General features: G+C 69.5%; 22 protein-coding genes. 17 read left to right on the top strand and 5 right to left on the bottom strand.

Annotated elements, in window-relative coordinates:
* Window positions 1-3 precede the first annotated feature (3 nt).
* Window positions 4-1,242 (top strand): FIST signal transduction protein, encoded by a 1,239-nt coding sequence (locus ABD927_RS02950; protein ID WP_345246158.1) that lies wholly within the window; start codon window positions 4-6, stop codon window positions 1,240-1,242.
* Between the two features lie 85 nt (window positions 1,243-1,327).
* On the opposite strand, the gene ABD927_RS02945 is transcribed toward ABD927_RS02950, so the two are convergent.
* Complete coding sequence (locus ABD927_RS02945; RefSeq protein ID WP_345246156.1) at window positions 1,328-2,182, bottom strand: DUF6279 family lipoprotein; 855 nt, start codon at window positions 2,180-2,182, stop codon at window positions 1,328-1,330.
* A 69-nt stretch (window positions 2,183-2,251) separates the two neighbouring features.
* On the opposite strand from ABD927_RS02945, the gene glmU reads away from it, so the two are divergent.
* Window positions 2,252-3,637 (top strand): bifunctional UDP-N-acetylglucosamine diphosphorylase/glucosamine-1-phosphate N-acetyltransferase GlmU, encoded by a 1,386-nt coding sequence (gene glmU / locus ABD927_RS02940; protein WP_345246154.1) that lies wholly within the window; start codon window positions 2,252-2,254, stop codon window positions 3,635-3,637.
* Window positions 3,638-3,719: 82 nt separating this feature from the next.
* Here the strand turns inward: glmU and ABD927_RS02935 are convergent, their stop codons facing one another.
* Entirely contained in the window at window positions 3,720-4,187 is a 468-nt protein-coding gene (locus ABD927_RS02935) for an Lrp/AsnC family transcriptional regulator (RefSeq protein ID WP_345246152.1), read from the bottom strand.
* Window positions 4,188-4,340: 153 nt separating this feature from the next.
* On the opposite strand from ABD927_RS02935, the gene glmS reads away from it, so the two are divergent.
* Complete coding sequence (gene glmS, locus ABD927_RS02930) at window positions 4,341-6,173, top strand: glutamine--fructose-6-phosphate transaminase (isomerizing) (protein WP_345246150.1); 1,833 nt, start codon at window positions 4,341-4,343, stop codon at window positions 6,171-6,173.
* Between the two features lie 13 nt (window positions 6,174-6,186).
* Here the strand turns inward: glmS and ABD927_RS02925 are convergent, their stop codons facing one another.
* Entirely contained in the window at window positions 6,187-6,510 is a 324-nt protein-coding gene (locus ABD927_RS02925) for a hypothetical protein (RefSeq protein ID WP_345246148.1), read from the bottom strand.
* Between the two features lie 110 nt (window positions 6,511-6,620).
* Here ABD927_RS02925 and ABD927_RS02920 point away from each other — a divergent pair, with 110 nt between their 5' ends.
* The 3 genes from ABD927_RS02920 (at window position 6,621) to ABD927_RS02910 (ending at window position 11,077) form a co-directional block, all read left to right on the top strand.
* Complete coding sequence (locus ABD927_RS02920) at window positions 6,621-8,312, top strand: RecQ family ATP-dependent DNA helicase (protein WP_345246146.1); 1,692 nt, start codon at window positions 6,621-6,623, stop codon at window positions 8,310-8,312.
* Between the two features lie 12 nt (window positions 8,313-8,324).
* Entirely contained in the window at window positions 8,325-9,404 is a 1,080-nt protein-coding gene (locus tag ABD927_RS02915; RefSeq protein ID WP_345246144.1) for a flavodoxin family protein, read from the top strand.
* 83 nt (window positions 9,405-9,487) lie between these two features.
* Window positions 9,488-11,077: a putative bifunctional diguanylate cyclase/phosphodiesterase gene (locus tag ABD927_RS02910; RefSeq protein WP_345246142.1), complete on the top strand. Its 1,590-nt coding sequence runs from the start codon at window positions 9,488-9,490 to the stop codon at window positions 11,075-11,077.
* 43 nt (window positions 11,078-11,120) lie between these two features.
* Here ABD927_RS02910 and ABD927_RS02905 read toward each other — a convergent pair whose 3' ends face one another.
* Window positions 11,121-11,726, bottom strand: a complete 606-nt coding sequence (locus ABD927_RS02905; RefSeq protein WP_345246140.1) for a glutathione S-transferase — start codon at window positions 11,724-11,726, stop codon at window positions 11,121-11,123.
* Between the two features lie 233 nt (window positions 11,727-11,959).
* Between ABD927_RS02905 and ABD927_RS02900 the strand changes: the two genes are divergently transcribed.
* From ABD927_RS02900 to ABD927_RS02865, 8 genes are all read left to right on the top strand, one after another.
* Window positions 11,960-12,922 carry a Bug family tripartite tricarboxylate transporter substrate binding protein gene (locus tag ABD927_RS02900; protein ID WP_345246138.1) on the top strand — a complete coding sequence of 321 codons (963 nt, stop codon included), beginning with the start codon at window positions 11,960-11,962 and terminating at the stop codon, window positions 12,920-12,922.
* A gap of 18 nt (window positions 12,923-12,940) precedes the next feature.
* Window positions 12,941-13,657 carry a maleate cis-trans isomerase family protein gene (locus tag ABD927_RS02895; RefSeq protein WP_345246136.1) on the top strand — a complete coding sequence of 239 codons (717 nt, stop codon included), beginning with the start codon at window positions 12,941-12,943 and terminating at the stop codon, window positions 13,655-13,657.
* Between the two features lie 48 nt (window positions 13,658-13,705).
* Entirely contained in the window at window positions 13,706-14,095 is a 390-nt protein-coding gene (locus ABD927_RS02890; protein WP_345246134.1) for a cupin domain-containing protein, read from the top strand.
* Window positions 14,095-15,564 carry an aldehyde dehydrogenase family protein gene (locus tag ABD927_RS02885; RefSeq protein ID WP_345246484.1) on the top strand — a complete coding sequence of 490 codons (1,470 nt, stop codon included), beginning with the start codon at window positions 14,095-14,097 and terminating at the stop codon, window positions 15,562-15,564. The genes ABD927_RS02890 and ABD927_RS02885 overlap by 1 nt, the downstream gene beginning before the upstream one ends.
* A gap of 15 nt (window positions 15,565-15,579) precedes the next feature.
* A complete protein-coding gene (locus tag ABD927_RS02880) occupies window positions 15,580-17,361 on the top strand; it encodes a thiamine pyrophosphate-binding protein (protein ID WP_345246132.1) in 1,782 nt (593 codons plus the stop codon).
* A gap of 38 nt (window positions 17,362-17,399) precedes the next feature.
* The gene (locus ABD927_RS02875; protein ID WP_345246130.1) at window positions 17,400-18,368 is read left to right on the top strand and encodes a Bug family tripartite tricarboxylate transporter substrate binding protein; all 969 of its coding nucleotides are present in this window, start codon (window positions 17,400-17,402) and stop codon (window positions 18,366-18,368) included.
* Window positions 18,369-18,415: 47 nt separating this feature from the next.
* Window positions 18,416-19,144 carry a maleate cis-trans isomerase family protein gene (locus tag ABD927_RS02870; RefSeq protein ID WP_345246128.1) on the top strand — a complete coding sequence of 243 codons (729 nt, stop codon included), beginning with the start codon at window positions 18,416-18,418 and terminating at the stop codon, window positions 19,142-19,144.
* Between the two features lie 99 nt (window positions 19,145-19,243).
* Window positions 19,244-20,239 (top strand): Bug family tripartite tricarboxylate transporter substrate binding protein, encoded by a 996-nt coding sequence (locus ABD927_RS02865; RefSeq protein WP_345246126.1) that lies wholly within the window; start codon window positions 19,244-19,246, stop codon window positions 20,237-20,239.
* A 15-nt stretch (window positions 20,240-20,254) separates the two neighbouring features.
* Here the strand turns inward: ABD927_RS02865 and ABD927_RS02860 are convergent, their stop codons facing one another.
* Window positions 20,255-21,208: a LysR substrate-binding domain-containing protein gene (locus tag ABD927_RS02860; protein WP_345246125.1), complete on the bottom strand. Its 954-nt coding sequence runs from the start codon at window positions 21,206-21,208 to the stop codon at window positions 20,255-20,257.
* Window positions 21,209-21,401: 193 nt separating this feature from the next.
* Between ABD927_RS02860 and ABD927_RS02855 the strand changes: the two genes are divergently transcribed.
* From ABD927_RS02855 to ABD927_RS02845, 3 genes are all read left to right on the top strand, one after another.
* The gene (locus ABD927_RS02855) at window positions 21,402-23,771 is read left to right on the top strand and encodes a sulfatase-like hydrolase/transferase (protein WP_345246123.1); all 2,370 of its coding nucleotides are present in this window, start codon (window positions 21,402-21,404) and stop codon (window positions 23,769-23,771) included.
* Window positions 23,772-23,880: 109 nt separating this feature from the next.
* The gene (locus ABD927_RS02850) at window positions 23,881-24,246 is read left to right on the top strand and encodes a COG4315 family predicted lipoprotein (protein WP_345246121.1); all 366 of its coding nucleotides are present in this window, start codon (window positions 23,881-23,883) and stop codon (window positions 24,244-24,246) included.
* 12 nt (window positions 24,247-24,258) lie between these two features.
* The gene (locus tag ABD927_RS02845; RefSeq protein WP_345246119.1) at window positions 24,259-24,735 is read left to right on the top strand and encodes an RNA polymerase sigma factor; all 477 of its coding nucleotides are present in this window, start codon (window positions 24,259-24,261) and stop codon (window positions 24,733-24,735) included.
* Window positions 24,736-24,770 lie beyond the last annotated feature (35 nt).

The following is a 24,770-nucleotide window of genomic DNA, read 5'->3' as shown; positions in this document are numbered from 1 at the left end:
CCGATGAACGATCCCTTCCCCTGGGCCCACGCCACGCATCCCGACTGGCGGATGTCGACCGCGCTGTGCCTGGCGCAGATCGAGCAGGCCTGCCGCCGCGGCGCGGGCGCGCGGGCCACGCTGGGACTGCTGTACCTGACCGACCACTACGCGGACGCGGCGGCCGGGATCCTGGCCACGCTGCGCGAACGCACCGGCGTCACCCACTGGGTGGGCGCGATCGGCGTCGGCATCGTGGCCGGGGCCGCCGAATACATCGACGAACCGGCGATGGCCCTGATGCTGGCCGATTTCGCGCCGGGCGATTTCCAGGTGTTTTCCGGCAAGTCGCCGCCGCCGGCGCGCGACGCGAGGCTGCCCGACGGCCGCCGCGCCGCGTGGACGGCGCTGCTGCACGCGGACGCCTCCACGCCCGACATGGCCGGCATCGTGCGCGACATGGCCGGCAAGCTGGCCGGCGGACGCCTGTTCGGCGGCCTGTCGAGCAGCCGCCATGCGTCCACCCAGATCGCCGACGAGATACTGGCGGGCGGCCTGTCGGGCGTCGTGCTGTCGGAAAACGTGGCGGTGGCCGGCCGCGTGAGCCAGGGCTGCCAGCCGATCGGGCCGGTGCACCGGATCACCGCGGCCCAGGGCCGGCTGCTCAGCAAGCTGGACGACGAACCCGCGCTCGACGTGCTGCTGCATGACATCGGCGCCCCGGACACCTTGTCCGCCCCCGGCATCGTGGACACCCGCCCGCCGCGCGCAATGGCCGGCGAGCCCAACAACGGTCCGCCCGCGGCGCGCGGCGAACGCGCCGCCACCGTGCAGATGCTGCAAGGCACCTTCGTCGGCATCGGCAAGGGCGAGGCTTTCGTCCGCGGCGACTACCTGGTGCGCCCGCTGATCGGCGTCGACGCCCGCCGGCGCGCGCTGGCGCTGGCCGCCGAACTGGACGCCGCCGACCACGTGGCATTCTGCCGCCGCGACCGCCAGGCCGCGCAGGCCGACCTGGTGCGCGCCTGCACCGAACTGCGCGACGCCATCGAACGCGGCCACGGCGGCATGCAGGCGGTGCGCGGCATGGTCTACATCTCCTGCCTGGGCCGCACCGGCACGCTGTTCGGCGGCCCCTCCGCCGAAATGCAGCTGATCCGCAAGCAACTGGGCGAAGTGCCGCTGATCGGCCTGTTCGCCAACGGCGAGATCTGCAACGACAAGCTGTACTGGTACACCGGCGTGCTGGCGGCGTTCCTGTAGCGGCGAACGTCGTGTAGCAGCGGATCCCTGCTGCGGCGCGGTTTCCGCAGCGGCTGCGCACCACGCTTCGCGACGGCGCCTGGCCCTAGTGCTCGCGCGACAGCACCGTGAAGTCTTCTTCCATCGACCGCAGGCGTTCACGCGCGCGGGTGCGCTGGGCGGGCGTCGCGCCGTTGATCAGGTCGGCCGTCATCGCCGCCCAGCCGGCCAGCATGGCCTGGCGCCGCTCGCGCGCGGCCGGATCGGCGGGCGTGTCGAAGTCGGCGAACAGCGCGCGCAGGCTGGCCGCGGTCTGTGCCTGCGGAACCGACGGCGCCGCGTCGACGATGGCCACGAACGTCTGCTGGCGCCGCAGCCGCTGCGCCAGCCGCCCTTGCGGATCGGGGTCGACGCCATCGATCCACTGCCGGATCCGCTCGCGCTGGGCGCGGTCGAGCCTGCCCAGCCAGAACTCGTAGCGGTCGATGGTTTCGTCCAGCCGCCGCTCGCGCAGCCGCGCCAGCGGCCGGTCGACGTTCTCCTTGCGGAAGTCGCGGTTGCTGTCTTCGATCTTGGCGGCCAGGCGCTCGCGCTGTCGCGGGCCGAAGCCGGCGAGCACCGGCGCGAACTCGCTCGCCACCCGGTCGCCCACGCGCAGCAGGCGCTGCGTTACACGCTGTTGCATAGTCAGCACCTCGGCCGCGGTGAGCGGCCGCGGATCGGCCAGGCGGGCGTCGACTTCGCGCAGCATGGCCGCGTACTGCGGCAGCTCCTCGCGCCGGTGCCAGGCCTTGACGCGCCGGACGCCGTCCTTGGCGGCGTCCTCGACGTCGCCGCTCAGCGCGAACCAATCGTTCATGCGAAAGGCGATCACGGTATCGGCATGGTCGTAGCCCAGCCGCAAGCCGCTGCAGCCGGACAGTGCCAGCGCGGCGACAACGATCAGCAACCGACGCAACATATGCTTGTCTCCGCCGTGCCTTACACTGCCACGCTCTGGCAACCATCAATCGATCTGGAGTGGCGCTTCATGCTCAATATCGTGATCCTCGCGGCCGGCATGGGTAAGCGGATGAAATCCGATCTGCCGAAGGTGCTGCACGGCCTGGCCGGCCGGCCGATGCTGACGCACGTGCTGGGCAGCGCGCGCGCCCTCGGCCCGGCACGGCTGGTGATCGTGGTCGGACACGGCGCCGATACCGTGCGCGAACGCTATGCCGCCGAAGGCGATCTCGCCTTCGTGCTGCAGCAACCCCAACTGGGTACTGGACACGCGGTCCAGCAGGCAGTTCCTGAACTGATGGAAACAGGCGGCGACGACGACGTCACGCTGGTGCTGTACGGCGACGTGCCGCTGGTGGCGCCCGGCACGCTGCGCCGGCTGCTGGAGGCGCGCGCCGCGCAGCCCGGCTCGCTGGCGCTGCTGACGGTGGAACTGGACGACGCCACCGGCTACGGGCGCATCGTGCGCAATGCCGACGGCGCCGTGGGCCGGGTGGTCGAGCACAAGGACGCCACCGAGGACGAACGCCGCATCCGCGAGGTCAACACCGGCATCGTGGCCGCCCCCACCGCCGCGCTCAAGCGCTGGCTGGCCGCGCTGCGCAACGATAACGCGCAACAGGAGTACTACCTGACCGACATCGTGGCGATGGCGGCTGCCGAGGGCGCGCCCGTGGTCGCCGCCCAACCCGACCACGTGTGGGAGACGCTGGGGGTCAACAGCCGCGCCCAGCAGGCCGAACTGGAAGGCATCTATCGCGGCGCTCAGGCGGCGCGGCTGATGGAAGACGGCGTGACGCTGGCCGACCCGGCGCGGCTCGACGTGCGCGGCGAACTGCGCTGCGGGCGCGACGTCTTCATCGACGTGGGCTGCGTGTTCGAAGGCAAGGTAGAGCTGGCCGACGGCGTCAGCGTGGGCCCGTACTGCGTGCTGCGCGACGTGCGCGTGGCGCCCGGCGCCCGCATCGACGCCTTCAGCCATCTGCACGAGGCCGAGGTCGGGGCGGATGCGCGCATCGGCCCCTATGCGCGCATCCGCCCCGGCACCCGGCTGGCCGAACGCGCCCACGTGGGCAACTTCGTCGAGATCAAGAACAGCTCGCTGGGCGCGGACGCCAAGGCCAACCACCTGAGCTACGTGGGCGACGCCAGGGTAGGCGCGCGCGTCAACATCGGCGCCGGCACCATCACCTGCAACTACGACGGCGCCAGCAAACACCTCACCGTGATCGAGGACGATGCCTTCATCGGTTCCGACTCGCAACTGGTGGCGCCCGTCACCGTAGGCAAGGGCGCGACGCTGGGCGCGGGCACCACGCTGACCAAGGACGCCCCCGCGGGCCGCTTGACCCTGTCGCGGACCACGCAGACCACGCGCGAAGGCTGGCAGCGGCCGGCCAAGCAAACGCGCTGAAGCCCGCGGGGCGGCCGCCGACGGCCGCCCGCCGCAGGCGCGGCGCAAGGCCGCGAAAGCCGCGCGCGCCGGCCTGCCTTCCCTACAACGGCACGCGCGTGTCGAACTTGCTGCGATGGACCGAGAAGAACGTGCGCACGTTGCGCACGTTGCCGCGCGCGGTGAACGCGCGATGCGCCAGCGCGTGATAGGCCGCCATGTCGGGCACCTGCACCACCAGCACGAAATCCGGCCCGCTCGACACGCGGTAGCACTGCGTGACGGCGGGCTCGTCCGCCATCGCGCGTTCGAAGGCCGACAGATGCTCGGCGCCCTGCGCGTCGAGCGTGATCTCGACGATGCCCGTCAGCCCCGCGCCCACCTTCTCGGGCGACACGATGGCCACCTGTTTCTCGATCACGCCGCGCTCGAACAGCCGGCGCACGCGCCGCAGGCAGGTGGGCGGCGAGACGTGCACGCGCGCGGCCAGTGCCTGGTTGCTCAGGGTGGCGTCCTGCTGCAGAAGCGCGAGAATGCGGCGGTCGACCTCGTCCAGCGCGGCATCGTCCATGAAATATTCCTTTTATCTCCATTCATTCATGAAATTTTATTTCCTGACAATAAGTTTAAGCAATAAATGACCATTCCCAAGCCGTACATTGAACGCTTATTTCACCGCAAACACGTCAGAATGCGTCCACCTGCATTTACCGAGTAGCGAACCATGTGCGGAATCGTCGGCGCCGTCGCCCAGCGCGACATCACCCCCGTCTTGCTGGAAGGCCTCAAGCGCCTGGAATACCGCGGCTACGATTCCTGCGGCGTGGCCGTCCACGCCGACGGCGAATTGCGGCGCACGCGCAGCACCTCGCGCGTGGCCGAACTGGAAGGCCTGATCGCGCGCGACGGCCTTGCCGGCTTCACCGGCATCGCCCACACGCGCTGGGCCACGCACGGCGCCCCCGCCACCAACAACGCCCACCCGCACTTCTCGCCCGACCGCAACGGCCGCCCGCGCATCGCGCTGGTCCACAACGGCATCATCGAGAACTACGAGGAGCTGCGCGCCGAACTGCAGGCCGCCGGCTACGAGTTCGAAAGCCAGACCGATACCGAGGTCATCGCGCACCTGCTCAACCACCTGTACGACGGCGACCTGTTCGCCGCCATGCAGGCCACCATCAAGCGCCTGCAGGGCGCCTATGCGATCGCCGCCTTCTGCCGCGACGAGCCGCACCGCGTGGTGGGCGCGCGCCACGGCTCGCCGCTGATCGTGGGCGTTGGCCAGGGCGAGAACTTCCTGGCCTCCGACGCGCTGGCGCTGACGGGCACCACCAACGAGATCATCTATCTCGAAGAAGGCGACGTGGTCGACCTGCAGCTGTCGCGGGTCTGGATCGTCGATATCGACGGCCGTCCGGCAGAACGCGAAGTCCGTACCGTGGTGGCCTACACGGCGGCGGCCGAACTCGGCCCCTACCGCCACTACATGCAGAAGGAAATCTTCGAGCAGCCGCGCGCCATCGGCGACACGCTGCAAGGCATCGAAGGCGCCGATCCGGGACTGTTCGGCCAGGGCGCCGACGCGATCTTCGACGGCGTCGACTCGCTGCTGATCCTGGCCTGCGGCACCAGCTACTACGCCGGGCTCACCGCCAAGTACTGGATCGAGGCGCTGGCCGGCATCCCGGTCAACGTCGAGATCGCCAGCGAATACCGCTACCGCGTCAGCGTGCCCAATTCGCGCCACCTGGTGGTCACGATCAGCCAGTCCGGCGAGACGGCCGACACCCTGGCCGCGCTCAAGCACGCGCAAAGCCAGGGCATGCGCAACACGCTCACCATCTGCAACGTGGCCACCAGCGCGATGGTGCGCGAATGCCGGCTGAACTTCCTGACCCATGCCGGCGTGGAAATCGGCGTGGCCTCCACCAAGGCCTTCACCACCCAGCTGGTGGGCCTGTTCCTGCTGGCGCTGACGCTGGCCAAGCTCAAGGGCCGCCTCAACGCCGAGCAGGAGGCCGACCACATCCGCGCGCTGCGCCACCTGCCCGTGGCCATCCAGTCGGTGCTGGCGCTGGAGCCGCAGATCATGTCGTGGGCCGACGAATTCGTGCGCAAGGAAAACGCGCTGTTCCTCGGCCGCGGCATGCACTATCCGATCGCGCTCGAAGGCGCGCTCAAGCTCAAGGAAATCAGCTACATCCACGCCGAGGCCTATCCGGCCGGCGAACTCAAGCATGGTCCGCTGGCGCTGGTGACCGAGCAGATGCCGGTGGTGACGGTGGCGCCGCAGGACTCGCTGATCAAGAAGCTGCAATCCAATATGCAGGAAGTGCGCGCCCGCGGCGGCCATCTGTACGTATTCGCCGACGCCGGCAGCAACATCCGCAACGAGCCCGGCGTGCACGTGATCCGCATGCCCGAGCACTACGGCATGCTGTCGCCCATCCTGCACGTGGTGCCGATGCAGCTGCTGGCTTATCACACCGCGTGCGCGCGCGGTACCGATGTCGACAAGCCGCGCAACCTGGCCAAGAGCGTGACGGTGGAATAGCGGCGGCGACGCCTCACTTCCCCGGCCGTCCCTCGCGCATCCCCGGCGCGTTGCCGTCCTCGGTAAAGCCCGCGGTGCGGTCCGGATCGGCCGGGTCGTCGCGATCGCCGCCGGGCGCGCCGGCGCCCCGGCCGTCGGGCCGCATGCGGGTGAAATCTTCGGCGCCCGGCAGTGTGCCGGTGCGCGCCTCCTGCTCCTCTGCGGCCGTGCCCCGGTCGAACAGGGTTTCGGTATCGCCGGCGCGGGGCGGATGGTCCATGTCGGGGCGGCGCTCCTCCTGGTCCGACATGTGGCGCGGACGCGGCGCGGCGGCATTGGTATCGGGCACATTCTTCATGGCGTTCTCCTGCTGTTCCTTCGGAAGAAGGCCCGAGCCCAGCATCTTCCGTGCCGTCTCCCGGGCACGAAAAATGCGCAGGCTCCGTCCCCTTTCCGATGGCCGAACGCATGAATCCACACTCCGACGCAGGCGACGGGTCCGACCGTCTGGGCGCCGCCAACAGGCGCCGCGTGCTGCGCGCCCTGCACGCCGCCTTCGGCCTGTCCCACCTGCGCGAGGGCCAGGAAGCCGTGATCGCCCGCGTACTGGCCGGCCGGCCCACCATCGCGGTAATGCCCACCGGCGCCGGCAAATCGCTGTGCTACCAGTTGCCCGCCACGCTGCTCAAAGGCCGCACCATCGTCGTCTCGCCCCTGATCGCGCTGATGAAGGACCAGTGCGACAAACTTCATGAGCTCGGCATCCCGGCCGTGGCGCTGCACAGCATGCTGGACGCGGACCAGCGCCGGGAGGCCGCGGCCAGCGACGCGAAAATCGTCTACGTGACGCCGGAACGGCTGGCCACCCAGGCGCTGCTGCGAAACCTCGCGGCGGGACCGGTGGACCTGCTGGTGGTGGACGAAGCCCACTGCGTATCCCAATGGGGACACGACTTCCGGCCGGCCTTCCTGGAGATCCGGCGCGCCGCCGACGCGCTGGGCCGGCCGGCGATGCTGGCGCTGACCGCGACGGCCACCGCCGAGGTGCTGGCAGACATCGCCGCGCAATTGGGCATGCCCGAGGCCCGCGTGATCAACACCGGCGTCTACCGGCCGAACCTGCGCTACCGCGTGGAACTGATGGCCGACGAAGCCGCCAAGCGCGAGCGCGTGGCGGAACTGGCGGCGCAAACGCCGGGCTGCGGCCTGGTGTACTGCGCCACCGTCGCCGCGACCGAAGCGATCCACCGCCTGCTGCTGGATGCCGGCGAATCCGCCGCGTGCTACCACGGCCGCATGCGGGCCGCGGCGCGCCGCGACGCGCAAGAGGCCTTCATGCGCGGCGAACGGCGCGTGATGGTGGCCACCAATGCCTTCGGTCTGGGGATCGACAAACCCGACATCCGCTTCGTCGCGCATTACCAGCTTCCCGCCGGGCTGGACGCCTACTACCAGGAATCGGGCCGCGCCGGCCGCGACGGCGACGAGGCCGAATGCACGCTGCTGTACCACGAGGGCGACCAGTCGCTGCAGCATTTCTTCATGGGCGGCCGCTATCCCTCGTTCGACGACGTCGACGCGCTGTACCGCGCGCTGTCGAAGCAGCCGCCGTCCGGCGGCTGGTCGGCCCGCACGCTGTGCGCCGCGGTGGAACGGCCGCGCGGCAAACTGCAGGTGGCGCTGAGCCTGCTGCGCGATGGCGGCATCGTCGGCGCCGATCGCCAGGGCCGCCTGCGCCTGCGGCGCACCGGCGTGGACGAAAGCGAACTGCGCGCCCTGCCCTTCAGGTACCAGGAAAAGCGCCAGCGCGACCGCCAGGCGCTGGAAGAAATCGTTGCCTACGCCCATGCCGGCAGCTGCCGCTGGCAGGCGCTGCTGCGGCATTTCGGCGAGACGCCGGCGGCGCCCTGCGGCCGCTGCGACAACTGCCTGCGCATCGCCGAAATGGCGCAGCGGGATGCCTTGCGGGCCGCCGGCGGCGAGCGGCCGGCCTGGACCGCGCCGCCGCCCCCCGCAGTGCGGTTCGCGCCCGGCGATCGCGTGCGGGTGCGCCGCTACGGCATCGGCACCGTGACGCAGGCCGACGCGCTGGCCGTCACGGTGGCGTTCGGCAGCGGCGAACCGCGCGAATTCCTGGCGAACCGCGTCCGGGCCGCATGAAGGAGACGAGCCATGACGGAAAAACCGCTGGTCAGAAAAGGACAATGGCAAGGCCGCCTGTCGCGCGACGCGTTCCGCGAGCGGTTCAGGCGCCGCTTCTACGATCCGGCCTTCGACGCCGAACGCGCCGCCATCGACCGCCTGGAAGAAATCGCCTGGCAGGCCTACCAGCAAGGCCGCAAGGCGCCGCGCACCGAGCCCGCCGGCGAAGGCTACGCCGACCCTGACTACGCGCTATCGGTGGAGTGGAAAGCGGCACGGGCCCGCCTGGAGGCGGCGCAGGCGCGCCAGCGCGATCCGGCCGCGCCGTCGCGCATCCTGGTCATCGCGGGCGCCGCCCGCAACGACGGCAGCTGTCCGGGCGAAGTCTCCAAGACCTGGCGCCTGGCCCGGCTGCTGTGCGAGGACATCGCCGCCGACGGCATGCAGCCCGACCTGCTCGACCTCAGCGACCTGACCTCCGGCTACCAGCGCATCATCCATCCCTGCAAGGGCTGCGTGTCGACCGCGATGCCGCTGTGCCACTGGCCGTGCAGCTGTTATCCGAACCATTCGCTCGGCCAGGACAACGACTGGATGAACGAGATCTACGAACGATGGGCCGCGGCGCACGGCGTGATCATCGTCGCGCCGGTCTACTGGTACCAATCCCCCAGCCCGCTGAAACTGATGATGGACCGCCTGGTATGCGCCGACGGCGGCAACCCCGACCCCACCTCGACCTCGGGCAAGGACGCGGCCAAGGCCAAGGCGCTCGAGCTGGCCGGCTGGCCCTACCCCAAGCACCTGGCCGGCCGGGCCTACGGGCTGGTGGTGCACGGCGACGTGGCAGGCATCGAGGGCACGCGGCGCGCATTGAGCGACTGGCTGGACTGGATGGGCCTGATCGACGCCGGCAGCGGCGCGCGGCTGGACCGCTTCATCGGCTACTACCAGCCCTATGCCACCAGCCACGACGAGCTTGACCGCGACGCCGCCGTGCAGGAGGAAACGCGCAACGTCGGCCGCGCGCTGCGGCGCGCGGTGGGCCAATTGCGGGCCGGTCGGCTGTCCGCCCCGGACCGCGGCCTGCGCTCGCCGCGGCCGAAATGAGCCCCGGGCGCCACGGCACGGCACTACAATCGCAGCCGCAGCGTGCGCCCCGCGCTCTTTTCCAACAGCCGGCACGATACGAGATGAACGGCAACCGATCCGCGCTATCCAACCTGAGGAGCTTCATCATCCGCCATCGGGTCAGCATCCAGGACTTCTCCCTGCTCGCGGTCGCGCTCTGCGTGGCGGCCTACATCTTCTTCGAGGTGGACGTCTTCGAGAACGAAGCCACCGCCACGCCGCGCGCCGAACTCATCGAGCTGGACGAGACGCTGCTGCTGGGCGGCCTGTTCGCGGCCGGCCTGCTGGTGTTCTCGGTACGGCGCTACCGTGACCAGAAGCGCGAGAACGCGCGCCGCACCGCGGCCGAGCGCCGGATCCGCGAACTGGCCTTCCAGGATCCGCTCACCGGCCTGGCCAACCGGCGGCAGCTCGAAGACACGCTGGCCGCGGCCATCGCCGCGCCGCCGGCGGCCGGCGCCATGCACTGCCTGCTGCTGCTCGATCTCAACGGTTTCAAGCAGGTCAACGACGTCCACGGCCATGCCGTGGGCGACGAGGTGCTGATCGAAGTGGCGCGGCGGCTGGTGCTGGCCGTGCGCGAAGGCGACCTGGTCGCGCGGCTGGGCGGCGACGAATTCGCCATCGTCGCGCAGCACCTGGTGGGCCCGGAGGCCGCCACCAATATCGCGCTGCGCATCAGGCAGGAGCTGGCCGCGCCGGTGGCGGCGGGCACCGGCATGCACCAGATCTCGGCCGGCATCGGCATGGCCCGCATCCCGCAAGACGCCGACACCCGCGACGAGGCGATGCGCAAGGCCGACGTGGCGCTGTACCGCGCCAAGGCCGAACGGCGCACCGCGCTGCGCTTCTTCGAAGAAGAGATGGACCGCCTGGTGCAGGAGCGGGCCCGGATGGAACGCGCCTTCCGCGCCGCGGTGGCGGCCGGCGCCATCGAGCCGGTGTATCAGCCCTCGGTCGACCTGCGCAGCCGGCAGGTGGTGGGCTTCGAGGCCAGGCCGCGCTGGATCGACGCCGAGCTGGGTCCGGTGCCGCCCGAGCGCTTCCTGCCGATCGCCGAGGAAACCGGCCTGATCCACGACCTGGCCACCCAACTGCTGCGCCAGGCCTGCAGCGTCGCGGCGCGCTGGCCGGCCGGCGTGACGCTGTCGATCGACCTGCTGCCGGGCCAATTGGCCGACCGCGACCTGAAGGACCGCATCGTCCGCATCCTGGGCGACACCGGCTTCGATCCGCGCCGCCTGGAGATCGAGATCACCGAGAACACCCTGGTCCATCACCTGGCCGCCGCCCAGCGGGTGCTGGGCTCGTTGCGCGAAATGGGCGTGCGCATTGCCCTGGACAACTTCGGCACCGGCTATTCCAGCCTCTACCACCTGCGCAACTTCAAGCTCGACAAGGTGAAGATAGACCGCAGCTTCATCGAGAGCATGGGCGTGGAACAGGAAAGCGCCGATATCGTCAATGCCCTGGCCGGGCTGGGCCGCGGCCTGGGCCTGACGCTGGCCGCCGAAGGCATCGCCGACCCGGACCAACAGGCCGCGCTGATCGGCAGCGGCTGCGAACAGGGCCAGGGACATCTGTTCAGCGAGCCGATCGAGGCCGCGCGCACGCTGGAACTGGTGGCGCAGCCGGCGGCCGCGCCGGCCTGAGCCGGGCAGTACCTTCCAGGCGCTTTGACCTTTCGGCCGCCCGTCAGGCGGGGGCCGTGGCCTTCATGGACGGCCGCTGCGAAAACGCCTCGTAGAATGCCGCCGCGCCGGGCCGCCCGCAGCGCCAGTCTTCGCCCGCGAACCTGAAATCGAGATAGCCGAGCGCGCACGCCACAGCGATCCGTTCGACCGTGGCCGGGCCCTGCAGTGCGGCGGCATCGGCCTCGATGCTATCGAGCGCGGCCCGTACCTTGCCCATCTGTCCATCTATCCATTCCGGCCAGCGCAACGCAACAGGCCGTAGCGCGGTTTCGTAGCGCAGCAATACCGCCGCATCGAGCAGGCCGTCGGCCAGCGCATGCAGGCGAAGTGCCGGCCACCGTTGCGCGCCGGGCGGCATGATCGACGCCGCGCCGGGCAGCTCCGCCAGATATGCCACGATGACACGACTGTCGTACAGCGGCGTGCCGTCGTCCAGTTCCAGAACTGGAACCTTGGCCAGCGGGTTGCGCGCGGCCACCTCCGGGTTGCGCGCCACCGGCGACACCGCCTGTTCCACCAGTTGCAGCCGGCCGGCGATGCCGGCCTCGTGCGCGGCCACGAGCACCTTCCTGGCGAAAGGCGATGCGGGGGTGTAGATGAATTTCACCTGTTGTCTCCTCGATGCGCCGCCGGCGGCGGCCGGCCGCCATTGTCCGTTGCTGGCCGCCGCCTGGCAACGCAGGCGAGAACGGAAAGCCGCGTATCGACGGCCATAGGTTTTACATATGCCTAATCTCGGAAAACGGTATTTTTCATCTGGACGGCCACGGCGCATGCTCTGCGCTGTCGCGACGAGGGCGGGCGCCAGACCCGCAGCGCGACGGCACGGAGGAGACCGCAATGAAAAGACGATCGGCACTGCCGCTCCTGGCGGCACTGTCATGCTGGGGTCCGGCCATGGCGCAGGATTACCCGACCCACGCGCTGCGCATCATCGTGCCGTTCGCGCCGGGCGGATCCAACGACGTGGTGATGCGCCTGCTGGCGCCGAGGCTGGCCGAGCAGCTCGGCCAGCCCGTGGTGATCGAAAACCGCCCCGGGGGCGGCTCGACGATAGGCATGGACGTGGTCGCCAAGTCGCCGCCCGACGGCTACACGCTGGGCGTGGCCAACATCTCGTTCGGCTCCAACCCATTCGTCATGGCCAAGATGCCGTTCGACGCCAGGAAAGATTTCGTGCCGGTGGGCCTGGTAGCGCTGGTGCCGTTGGTGGTGGTGGTCAATCCGTCGGTGCCGGCACGCTCCGTTTCCGAGCTGATCGACTACGCCAAGGCGCATCCCGACGCCATCAACTACGGCTCGGCCGGCAACGCCAGCGGCCCGCACCTGGCCACCGCGCTGTTCAACTACCAGACCGGCACGAAGATGACGCACATTTCGTACAAAAGCGGGGGCGAGGCGGTGGCCTCGCTGTTGGGCGGCGTCACCACGGTGCTATTCGCCACCATCGCGTCGTCGGTGCAGCAGATCAAGTCCGGCCGCATCATCCCGTTGGCGGTGACCACGCTGCAGCGCGACCCGAGCCTGCCCGACGTGCCGACCGTATCGGAAGCCGGCGTGCCCGGTTTCTCGGTGTCGGACTGGGTCGGCATCGTGGCGCCTGCCGGCACGCCCGGCGCCATCGTGACCAAGGTCAACGAGGCGCTGGCCAGGACGCTGGCCAAGCCCGAGGTGCGGGCCAGCCTGGCCAAGGTCGGCACTCAGCCGGTGGGGGGTACGCCCGCCGAACTGGACGACTTCATCAACAAAGAGCTCGCCACCTGGTCGAAAGTCGTCAAGGCGGCGGGCATCCACATCGACTGACCGATCGGAAGCAAAGCGATGACCCACACCATCGGCATGCTCATCCCAGCCACCAACACCGCGGTCGAGATAGACGTCAACCGGGTGCTGCCAAAGAACTACCAGGTCCACGTCGGCCGGCTGCGGGCCAGTTCGGTCGACGAGGCGGGCTGGCACGAGCACGACGCCGACATCGACTACCAGGCGCAGTTGCTGGGAACCATCAAACCGGCCGTCATCATCCTGCTGCAGACGGCCAGCAGCTTCTACGGTCCGCCCGGCTACGACGCCGAGGTGGTCCGCCGCATCGCCCGCATCTCGGGGGCGCCTGCCGGCACCACGGCCCACGCGATCGGCCGCGCGATGAAGGCGCTGGGCGCGCGCAAGGTGGCCATGCTGTCGCCGTACAACGCCGACCTGGTAGCGCGTGGCCGGCGCTATTTCGAAACCGTGCACGGGCTCGAATTCCTGGCCGTCGATTCATTCGACATGACCGATCCGATGGCCATCACCCGCCTCGGCACCGAGCCGGCCGAGGCCGCGCTGGAACGCTTGGCGCGACAGGCGCCCGACGCCATCATATTGGCCGGCGGCGCCTACCACGTGATGGACCAGGTCGACCGCTGGGAGCGCCGCTTCGGCATACCCATCGTCACCACCAACCAGGCCGCCATGTGGGCTGCGGTGCAGGCGGTAGGCGGCGCGGAACGCATCGCGGGCTACGGCCGGCTGCTGGCCTACATGCCCAGAGGCTGAAGCGCGCGCATCCCACGACCAGAACATTCAGGACGGGAAGAGCAGGCAATGAACAAAGACACGCAGTCCGGCCAGGCGTCCTTCATCGCACAGATGGTCGGCCTGCCCTGGCGGGAATTCCCCGGGCACTTCGGCGGCGCGCTGTCGAAGATGCTGGTCGGGCCGGAGATCGGCGGCTCGGCGCGCATCGACTTCCGCATCTCGCGCTACGCGCCGGCGGCCTACGTCGAAGAACACGCGCACAAGGTGCAAGAACAGATCTACTACATACTCGAAGGAGAGGGTTTGCTCACGCTGGATGACGACAGCCGCATCATGCGGCCGCACGACTACGTCTACGTCCGGCCGGGATGCCGGCACGGCCTGGCCAACACCGGACTGTCGGGCCTCGTGTTCCTGGTCATCACGACACCGGCCAGCGACGAGGAGGCGCCGTGATGGTCAGCAGCGCCCAGGTACACGGCGCCGGCCGGCCGCCCGGCACCGCGACGCAGCCCGGCCAGCTGGTCGACGGCGAATGGATCGAAGGCGCCGGCGAGCCGCTGGCGGTGCGCGACAAATACTCGCTCGAACCTTTCGCATGGATCGGCACGGCCGACGCCGCCCAAGTCCGCCACTGCGTGGAGACGGCGCACGCCGCGTTCCGTCGCGGCGCGCCCGGCGCGTTCGAACGCGGCGTCGTGCTCGACCGTGCCGCCGCACTGGTGGAAACGCGCGCGGAAGACTTCGTCGAGGCGATGCGGCGCGAGGCCGGCTTCCCGCGCCAGGACGCGCTGGGCGAGGTCCGGCGCTGCATCCAGACGCTGCGGCTGTCGGCCGAGGAAGCGCGGCGCATCGCCGGCGATATCGTGCCAGTCGACGGCGCGCCGCAGCAGGCCGGCCGGCTGGCCTTCACGCTACGCGTGCCGCTGGGCGTAGTGGTGGCGATCACGCCGTTCAACTCGCCGCTCAATACCGTGGCCCACAAGATCGCGCCGGCCTTCGCCGCCGGCAATGCCGCCATCCTCAAGCCCTCGCCCCATACGCCGTTCACCGCCTGCCTGCTGGCGCGCGCGCTGGCCGACGCCGGCATGCCGCGCGGCCTGCTATCGGTACTGCAGGGCGGCGCCGAGGTCGTCCAGCGCCTGCTACAGGACGAACGCGTGCGTTTCATCGCCTTCACCGGAAGCACCGAGGCGGGCCGGACGATCCAGCAGGCCGCCGGCCTGCGGCGCACGCAGATGGAACTCGGCTCGATCGCCTGCACCATCGTGTGCGCCGACGCCAACCTCGACCACGCGCTGCCGCGCATCGTGGGCGCGGCCTATCGCAAGGCGGGCCAGGTCTGCACTTCCATCCAGCTGCTGCTGGTGCACCGCTCGCGCATGGCGGAGGTCGAAGACCGGCTGGCCGGTGCGGTGCGCGGACTGGCCTACGGCGACCCGGCCGACCCCGGCACGGTGGTCGGCCCCGTCATCAGCGAAGCATCGGCCGTGCGCATCGAAGCCTGGATCGACGAAGCCATCGGCCGCGGCGCGCGCCGCCTGGCCGGCGGCCGCCGCAGCGGAGCCGTGATCGCGCCTACCTTGTTGGCCGACGTCGACGACGGCATGAAGGTCAGCTGCGCCGAGATCTTCGGGCCGGTCATGTGCCTGCTGCCCTTCGATCGCCTGGAAGATGCCATCGGCCGCATCAACGCCACGCCCTACGGGCTGGCCGCCGGCATTTTCACCAACCGGCTCGACGAAGCGCTGGGCGCCGCGCGCCGGCTGGAAGTGGGCGGCGTGCACGTCAACGACACGTCGAGCTCGCGGGTCGACATGATGCCCTACGGCGGCAGCAAGGACAGCGGCTTCGGCCGCGAGGGCCCGCGCTACGCCATCCACGAGATGACCGAAGAACGCGTCGTGTCGTTCACCTGCGTCTGAAGAAGGAATCGCGAAATGTCCAAGATGAAAGGCGGCGAGCTCATCGCCGAGTACCTGGTCCGGGAAAAAGTACCGTACGTGTTCGGCATCTGCGGCCACGGCAACGTAGGCATCCTCGACGCGCTCTACGAGGTGCGCGACAAGGTCAGGCTGGTGTCGCCGCGCCACGAGCAGTGCGCGGGCCACATGGCCGACGCCTACTTCCGGGTCAAGCACCGGCCAGTGGCGACACTGTCGTCTACCGGGCCGGGATCGGCCAATATGGTGATGTCGCTGGCCACCGCGCTGTCGGATTCCTCGGCCTTCCTGGCCATTACCGCCAACGTGCCGACCTCGCAGGCCAATCGCGCGCCGTTCCAGGAGCTGTACAAGCACAACCAGTCCGACTTCCCGTCGGTGCTGCGGCCGGTGGTCAAGCGCAGCTTCCAGCCCTCGCGGGTCGACATGCTGCCGCTGGCGCTGCGCCAGGCCTTCGACACCATGACCACAGGCCGCCCCGGCCCGGTCAATCTCGATATTCCATACAACGTGTTCCAGGAAGAGGCCGACGTCGAAGTGCCGCCGCCGGCGCACCGCCACGGCACGCACCGGCCCGGCGCCTCGGAGGCCGACGTGGCGGCCTCGCTCGACCTGCTGGAGCAGTCGGCGCGGCCGGTGTTCTTCATCGGCCAGGGCGCCACGCTGGCCGAGGCCGGCCCCGAGATCACCGCCCTGTCGCAGCGGCTCGGCATCCCGGTCATCACCTCGCCCAACGGCATGGGCTGCGTGCCGGCCGACGATGCGCTTACGCTCGGCTTCATCGGCCGCAACGGCGCCTATCCGGCCAACCAGGCCGGCCGCCATGCGGATCTGGTCATCACGATCGGCACCCGCTTCGACGATCGCTCCTCCTCTACCTGGCATCCCGGCTATTCGTGGAACTTTCCCAAGACCCGCCTGCTGCACGTCGACATCGATCCTCAGGAACTGGGCCGCAACTATCCGCCCACGCTGGGCATCATCGCCGACGCCAAGGTCTACGCCGGGCAGCTGCTGGCTGCGCTGGACGGCCGGCCCGGGCTGGATGCTTCCCGCTTCGGCGCCTGGCGCGAGCAGGTGGCCGGCTGGCGGGCCGAATGGGAAGCCTACGTGCGGCCGCATTTCAGCGAGACCACCTCGCCGCTGCGGCCGGAATACGTGGTGGGCGCGCTGCAAAGCGCCTTGCCCGACGACGTGATCCTCACCCTCGACTCGGGGGTGCACCACAACTGGTTCATGCAGTTCTGGAAGCCGAAGCGGCCGCAAAGCATGCTCAATAGCTGGGGCTATTCGTCGATGGGTTTCGGCGTGTGCAGCGTGCTGGGCGCACAGCTGGCCGCGCCCGACCGGCCGTGCGTGGCGGTGGTGGGCGACGGCGGCTTCACGATGACGCCCTACGTGCTGTGCACCGCGGTCGAATACGATTTGCCCTGCGTCTGGGTCATCTGGAACAACTTTGCCTGGGCCGCGATCCGCGACATCCAGTACGGCCTGTTCGACGGTCGCGAGTACGGAACCGCCTTCTACCGCGGCCAGGACATGAAACAGCCGTACAACCCTGACTTCGCGGCGCTGGCCCGCGCCTGCGGCGCCGACGGCGTGACCGTCACCCGCAGCGAGGACCTGCGCGGCGCGGTGGAGCAGGCGGTGCGCAACCGCCGGCCTTGCGTGATCGACGTACACGTCGACGCCGAGGTCCGTCCGCCGTCCACCGGCACCTGGCAACTCCCGCCGATTCCGTTCAAGGATCCCGTCTACGGCAAACCCTGGATCGCCTGACAGCGGTGCATCAGACACCCACACAGGAGGAGACACTCATGAAAGCCATCACCGCGGCCGCCCTCGCGCTGGCCGGCCTGTTGCCGTTCACCCCGCCCGCCGGCGCGCAGCCCTATCCGGACAAGCCGATCAGGATCATCGTGCCGTTCGCCCCGGGCGGCTCCACCGACGTCGTCATCCGGCTGCTGGCCCCGCGGCTGACGGAACAGCTGGGCCAATCGGTCGTGGTCGAGAACCGGCCCGGCGGAGGCGCCATCATCGGCATGAACGTAGTGGCGCGCGCGGCGCCCGACGGCTACACGCTGGGCGTGGCCAGCCTGTCGTTCGGCGCCAATCCATTCTTGCACAGCGAGATGCCGTTCGACGCCGAGCGCGATTTCGCGCCGATCAGCCTGGTGGCGCTGGTGCCGATGGTGATGGCGGTCAATCCTTCCGTGCCGGCACATTCGGTGCAGGAGCTGGTGGCGCTGGCCAAGAAGAATCCCGGCCAGATCAACTACGCGTCGGCCGGCACCGGCAGTTCGAATCACCTGGCCACCGAGCTGCTCGCCTATCTGACCGGCTCGAAGATGACGCATGTTCCGTACAAGAGCGGCGGCGAAGCCGTCACCTCGATCGTCGGCGGCCAGACGTCGGTGCTGTTTGCCACCATCCCCTCGGCATTGCAGTACTTCAAGGCGGGCCGGCTGCGCGGCCTCGCCGTCACCAGCGCGCAGCGCGACCCCACGCTGCCCGATATCCCGACCGTGGCCGAGTCCGGCGTGCCGGGCTACGAAGTCAACGATTGGCAGGGCCTGTACGCGCCGGCCGGCACGCCGCCGGCGGTGGTGGCGCGCGTGCACCAGGCGCTGACGGCCGCGCTGGCGCAGCCCGGGGTCAAGGAAGGCATCGAGAGGGTCGGGGCGCATCCGGTCGGCAGCACGCCGGAAGAGCTGTCGGCCTATCTCAAGAACCAGCTGGCGACCTGGTCCAAGGTCATCAAGGCCGCCAACATCCGCATCGACTGAAACAGCGACACATCCCGCCACCGCGCGTGGCGCAAGGAACGACGATCATGAGTTTCGAGAAACGCATAGGCCTGCTGGTGCCCTCGTCCAACACCTCGGTCGAGGCCGAATTCCACCGGCTGCTGCCGGCGGGCGTCACCCAGCACGTGGCGCGGCTGTTCATCGCCCGCGTCGAGCCCGATTCGATCGAACGGATGGTCGAGACGCTGGAGGCGCAGTCGCGCCTGCTGGCCTCGGCTGACGTCGACCTCATCATGCTATGCGCCACCGCGCCCAGCTTCCTGAAGGGCCAGGGCTACGACCGCGAAATCGGCAAACGCATCGAAGACGCCACCGGCAAGCCGGCCACCACCACCTCGACCGCGCTGCTCGACGCACTGCGCGCGCTGGGCATCCAGCGGCTCGCGCTCGGCTCTGCCTTCACTCCCACCGTCAACGGCATCTGCGCCGGCTTCCTCGAGGCCAACGGACACCGGGTGGTGGCGCAGGACGGCCTGAACAAGCTCGACAACCTGGAGATCGGCCGGCTCGACGTCGAAACCGCCTTCGATCTCGGCACCCGGATCGACCGCGACGACGCACAGGCCATCGTGCTGGCCTGCACCAACTGGCGCACCATCGACGTCATCGACCGGCTCGAACAGCGCCTGAACAAACCGGTGCTGACCACCACTCAGGTCAGCGCCTGGCATGCGCTGCGCAAGCTGGGCTATGGCGGCAGCATTGCCGGCTACGGCACGCTGCTGCGCGACCACCTGGCGCCGCAGGCGGCCTGACGGCCGCCCGCTTCGTCGCACCGCTGACCACGATGGCGGCCGGCCGCCACGGCCCGGCCGCAGGACCTTACGCGTCCTCAACCCTACGGAGACGACATCATGAACCTTCCCCGCCTTGGCCTGCCCGGCCGGCGGCGGCTGCTTGCGGCCGCCGCCGGCGCCGCCGCCCTGGCCGCGCCCGTCGCGCACGCGCAATCCAGCTACCCCGTCCGCTCGATCAGGATGATCGTGCCCTATTCGATCGGCGGCGCCTCCGGCGTCCTGGGCCAGGGTGTGGCCGAGAAAATGACCGCCCTGCTCGGGCAATCGGTATATGTCGAAGAGCGCACCGGCGCCAACGGCATCCTGGGCGCGCAGGCGGCCGCCACCGCGACGCCCGACGGCTACACCATCGTGCTGCTGAACGATGGCACGGCGGCCCTGAACCAGGCGCTGTACCCGAAGCTGCCGTACGACATGCAGAAGGATTTCGTGCCATTGAGCTACGGCGGCGACGTCCGCATGGTGCTGATCGTCAACCCCTCGGTACCTGCCAGGAACGTGGCCGAACTGCTCAAGATCGCCCGCGGCAAGCATGGCGACATGAACTACGCCTCGGGCGGCGCCGGCAGCGTGCAGCAGATCCTGATGGAGATATTCATGGACGCCACCGGCACGCGCTTCACCCACGTGCCGTACAAGGGCGTCATCCCGGCGGTGTCGGCGGTGGCCGGCGGCCAGGTACCGGTCATGTTCGCCGGGCTGGCCGGCGCGCTGCCGCTGATCCAGGCCGGACGTGTGCGGGCGTTGGCCGTCACCAGCGCCGATCGCCAGGACTCTTTGGCCGACGTGCCAACCTTGAGCGAGGAAGGCGTGGCCGGCTTTCCCACCGAGCCGTGGAACGCGTTCTTCGCGCCCGCCGGCACGCCGCCCGAAATCGTCAAGCGCCTGAACTGGGCGCTGACGCAGGCCCTGAACGCGCCCGATGTGCGCGAGAAGCTGAAGCTCTCGCTAGGCGTGCGCCCCAGCACGCCGGAAGAACTGAAGAAGATCGTCGACCGCGACATCGCGCGCTACGGCGCGCTGGTGCGCAAGGTCGGCATCCGGCTGGACTGAGCGCGGCGCCTGCGCTCAGGCGACGGCCGCCGCGCCGACCGGATCGATGCCCGGCCACTCGCCCGACTCGACCAGGCGGGCGGCCACGGTCTTCAATTCCTCGCTGACCAGCGCGGCCGCCGGCGATAGCATGTCGGGCGCAATCGTGTACAGGTAGTTGCGCCGGTCTATTCGGGCATCCGAGATTGACAGCGCGCGCCAGGTCCGGCCGCGCTGCCCCTCCAGCGACATGACCGAAATGGGTTTGATGCTGGCCCCCATGCCGTCGTACACACAACCCATCAGCAACGACAGCGAGTCGATCTCGGCCACGATGTGCGGCGACAAATTGCGTTGGTCGAACTCGGCATTGATCCGCCGCCGCAGCCCGTGCATGCCGGTGGGCAGAATCAGCGGCAGCGCTGCCGCCTCGGCCAGGGTGATACTGGTGCGCCCGGGCGCCACCAGTGTGGTGTGGCCCGGCAGGATCACGAACAATTCCTCTTCGAACAGCGGCACGGCATCGAGGTCCGGAATCGCATCGCGGCTGAACAGGATGGCCAGATCCAATTGCTTGAGCCTCATCATCTGGCACAGATGGCCGCTCATGCCCTCCACCACGTTGAGCAGAATGCTGGGGTAATGCTCGCGCACCTGCTTCACCAGCGGCAGTCCGAGCGTCAGGATGGTGGTGGCCGGCAGGCCGACGGTTACCATGCCGCGCACCGTGCCCGAATCCTGCCGCGCGATCGACAGCGCCTGGTCCACCTGCCGCAGCATGAAACGCGCGTGGTGATACAGCGCCAGGCCGTTCTGGGTCGGAACCACGCCTTTGGAAGAGCGGGTCAGCAGCGGCTTGCCCACCTCTTCTTCCAGCTTGGTCAACTGCTGGCTAAGCGCCGGCTGGGCCACGAACAGCTGCCGGGAAGCTTTCGACACGCTTTCGCTTTCGACGATCTGTACGAAATACCGAAGTTGGCGGATGTCCATGTGCTCCTCCGTGAAAACCCGGTGCCGGCGCGGCCGAGACGCGGCGCCGCTTCGGGCTTTTTCCGCGCATTGTGCCACCGGCGGGCAAGGCGCCGGAAGGCGAATACCCAAATCGTGGTATTGCCGGGCCTGGGGGGCGCCGGTAGGCTCACCCGCATCGTCCGCCGCCGAACCGAGAAGGAGATCCCCAGCCATGAGAAGCCCCGCCCCGAGGCCGCGGCTGCGAGCCCTGTCCGCCGCCGCGACCCTGCTGACGCTGGCGGCCTGCCACAGCGATTCCGGCACCAGCTCATCCGCTCCGCCGCCGGTGGCGCAGAAACCCAACATCCTGTTCATCGTGCTCGACGACTTCGGCGTCGACCAGCTCACGGCCTACGGCTACGGCGGCGCGGCCCCGGCCCGCACGCCCAACCTGAGCGCCATCGCCAGGGCCGGCCTGCTGTTCCGCAACGCCTGGGCCATGCCGACCTGCACGCCCACGCGGGCCACCTTCTTCACGGGGCGTTACCCGTCCAGCACCAACGTCCTGAACGCGGTGGTGTCCAGCGACCTCGCCAACTCGGAAATCTCGCCGTACGAGGTGACCGTGCCCAAGATGCTGAAAACCCAGGGCTACGTCAGCGCGCTGATCGGCAAGATGCACCTCACGGGCTCGGACCTGGACGGTTCGCGCAATCTGCCCTACGGCTGGCAGACCATGTGGAAGCTGGGCTTCGATCACTTCGACGGCTACCTCGACGGCGCGCCGTACCCGGTCGATACGCGCGCCGGCCTGTCCACCTTCGGCAGCGACGTGGCGGATGGCCCCTACAAGTGCGGCTTCGTGCCGCGCGCCCAATTCACCGGCGGGGCCGACTCGGGCGCCTGCTACCAGGCCACCGGCAGTTGCGAAAACCTCGCCGTGGGCAGCGACGGCACCGCCCCGGGCCGCAGCTGCATGGAGCGCGGCGGCATTTTCGATCCCGGCCAGAGCTGCCAGAGCAGCGTCCCCTCTTACATCGACTTCACTGCGCAGAACGGCTATTACACCGGCGAATTCATCGTCAGCGAAGCCGACGGCAGCGCCGTGAAGGTCACGGCCAGCGACCCCGCCGGCCGCGGCTACCGCACCACGATGGAAACCGACCGCGCCATCGCCTGGGCCAAACAGCAGGGCGGCGACAAGCCCTGGATGCTGACGCTGGGCTACTCGGCCATCCACGCGCCGCTGCAACTGCCGCCCAAATCGTTGATCGCGGACGACACGCTGGGTCGCAACGACCCCTTCGTCTGCTTCCCCGGCAGCGACGCCGAAGGCGCGCCCGCGGGCCAGCTCTCCGGAGTGGTCGATCCGCGCCTCATCACGAACCTGATGACCGAGGCGATGGACAAGGAGATCGGCCGCCTGCTGGTGGAACTGGGCCTGGCCAGCTGGAACGACGACGGCACGCTGAACTACCAGCCCGAAAAGACCAACACCGTGGTGGTGGTGATGGGCGACAACGGCACCTACGTGAACAGCGTCAAGCTCACCGCGCCGGGCCAGTTCGACGCCGCCCGCTCCAAGGGCTCGCCCTACCAGACCGGCGTGTGGGTGCCGCTGCTGGTGGCCGGGCCGATGGTCAAAGAGCCGGGCCGCGAAGTGCCGCACATGGTCAACGCCGCCGACCTGTACCAGCTGTTCGGCGAACTCGCCGGGGCCGACGTGGCCGCCAGCGTGCCCGCCGACCGGCCGATCGACGGTCAGCCCATGCTGGCCTACCTGACCGACCCCGGCCAGGCCGGCATCCGCGCCACCAACTTCACCGAAGTGGGCATGAATTTCACCAATCCGCAGGCGACCAGCACGCCGTTTCCCTGCGTGATCGAGGCGGCCGACACCTGCCTGGTGTTCTTCCCGGACAAGGCGCTTTGCGACGACCAGAGCGGCGTCTGGTACGGCCCGGGCTCCACCGTGGCCGGCGTGCCCGCGCCCAACGGGTACAGCAACTGCGCCCAGGTGTCGTCGTTCCGCGTCGCCAACGGCCAGGACGCCGTCAAGGTCTACCCGCGCGCGCAGAAGGCGGTGAGCGACGGCACCTACAAGCTGGTGCGCGTCGACCGGCAAAACTGCCCGGTGGACACCAGCGACATCGACAGCGCCCAGTGCAGCGGCTACGCGCTTACCGACGAGTTCTACAAGATCGACACCGCCACGCCCAATCCCACGCTCGACCGCGACGTGGGCTCCTCGCAGGCCTCGCCGCCCATCGCCACGGCCACGTCCACCGACGGCAACGCCCCCGTCATCACGGGCCTGAACGGCGAGCAGCAAGAGGCGTACGACCGGCTCAAGGCCGAACTGGACAAGCGGGACGAGGTGGCCAGCTACAACCAGAACTACGACAGCGTCAATTGCCCGGGCGACGGCAACCGGGATTTCGTGGTCGATCAGCAAGACCTGGACAACTGGACCGAGCTGAGCCGGCTCAACGGCGGCCAGTCGAGCTGGTACGACTTCAACCACGACGGCAAGACCGACGCGGCCGACCAGGCGATCATCCAGCAGAACCTCGGCAGGCGCTGCACGCCGCCGGCGTCCTGAACAATCCGGATTTCATGGGGCAGCTTTTTTTTCGCGGTGGCAGGGAATAATCGGGCATGGCGGTACGTCCATACCTTGCCGTGTCCCCTACCGTGAAGGAGTTGCCATCATGAACGTCCGATTCGCCGCCGCGGCGCTGTCCGCCGCCCTGTTCTGCGCCGCCGCCCAGGCCCAGGCGCCCGTCAAGACCCAGGACGGCCTGCTGGTCGACAGCGCCGGCATGACCCTCTACACCTTCGACCGCGACAGCGGCGGCAAGAGCGCCTGCAACGGCGCCTGCGTCAAGCTGTGGCCGCCCGTCATGGCCACCGCCGCCGACAAGCCGTCCGGCGACTACACCGTCATTGCCCGCGACGACGGCGGCAAGCAATGGGCGTACAAGGGCAAGCCGCTGTACCGCTACGCCAGCGATGCCAAGCCGGGCGACCGCGGCGGCGACAACTTCAAGGAGGTGTGGCACGTCGTCAAGCCCTGACCGCCGCCCGCCATGCGCGCCAGCGACGAAACCGAGCTTCTGGCCTGCATTCCCAGCCTGCGCCGCTATGCGCGCGGCCTGACGGGCGATCCGCACCGCGCCGACGACCTGGTGCAGGACACGCTCGAGCGCGCCTGGCGCCGCTTCGGGCTATGGCAGCGGCGCGGCGAATTGCGCGCATGGCTGTTCGGCATCATGCACAACCAGTTCGTCGACCGGCTGCGCGCCCGGCACAGCCGGCCCGAGGCCGATGCCGGCAGCGACCCGCCCGATGCCGAGGTGCGCGCCACCCAGGCCGACCGCCTGGAGGTGCGCGACCTCGACCGCCTGCTGGCCCGGCTGCCTCCCGACCTGCGCGCCGTGCTGCTGCTGGTGGGCGTGGAGGAATTGAGCTATCGCGAAGCCGCCGCCGTCATGGGCGTGCCGATCGGCACCGTCATGTCGCGGCTGTCGCGCGCGCGCGAACGGCTGGCCGCGCTGATGCAATGAACCCGACCTCCTACGCGCTTCTCGCGCCCCCTCGA

The sequence above is a fragment of the Pigmentiphaga soli genome, assembly GCF_039541095.1.
In the GTDB taxonomy this organism is placed as follows: domain Bacteria; phylum Pseudomonadota; class Gammaproteobacteria; order Burkholderiales; family Burkholderiaceae_B; genus Pigmentiphaga; species Pigmentiphaga soli.
This window is presented reverse-complemented; position numbering and strand designations above follow the sequence as displayed.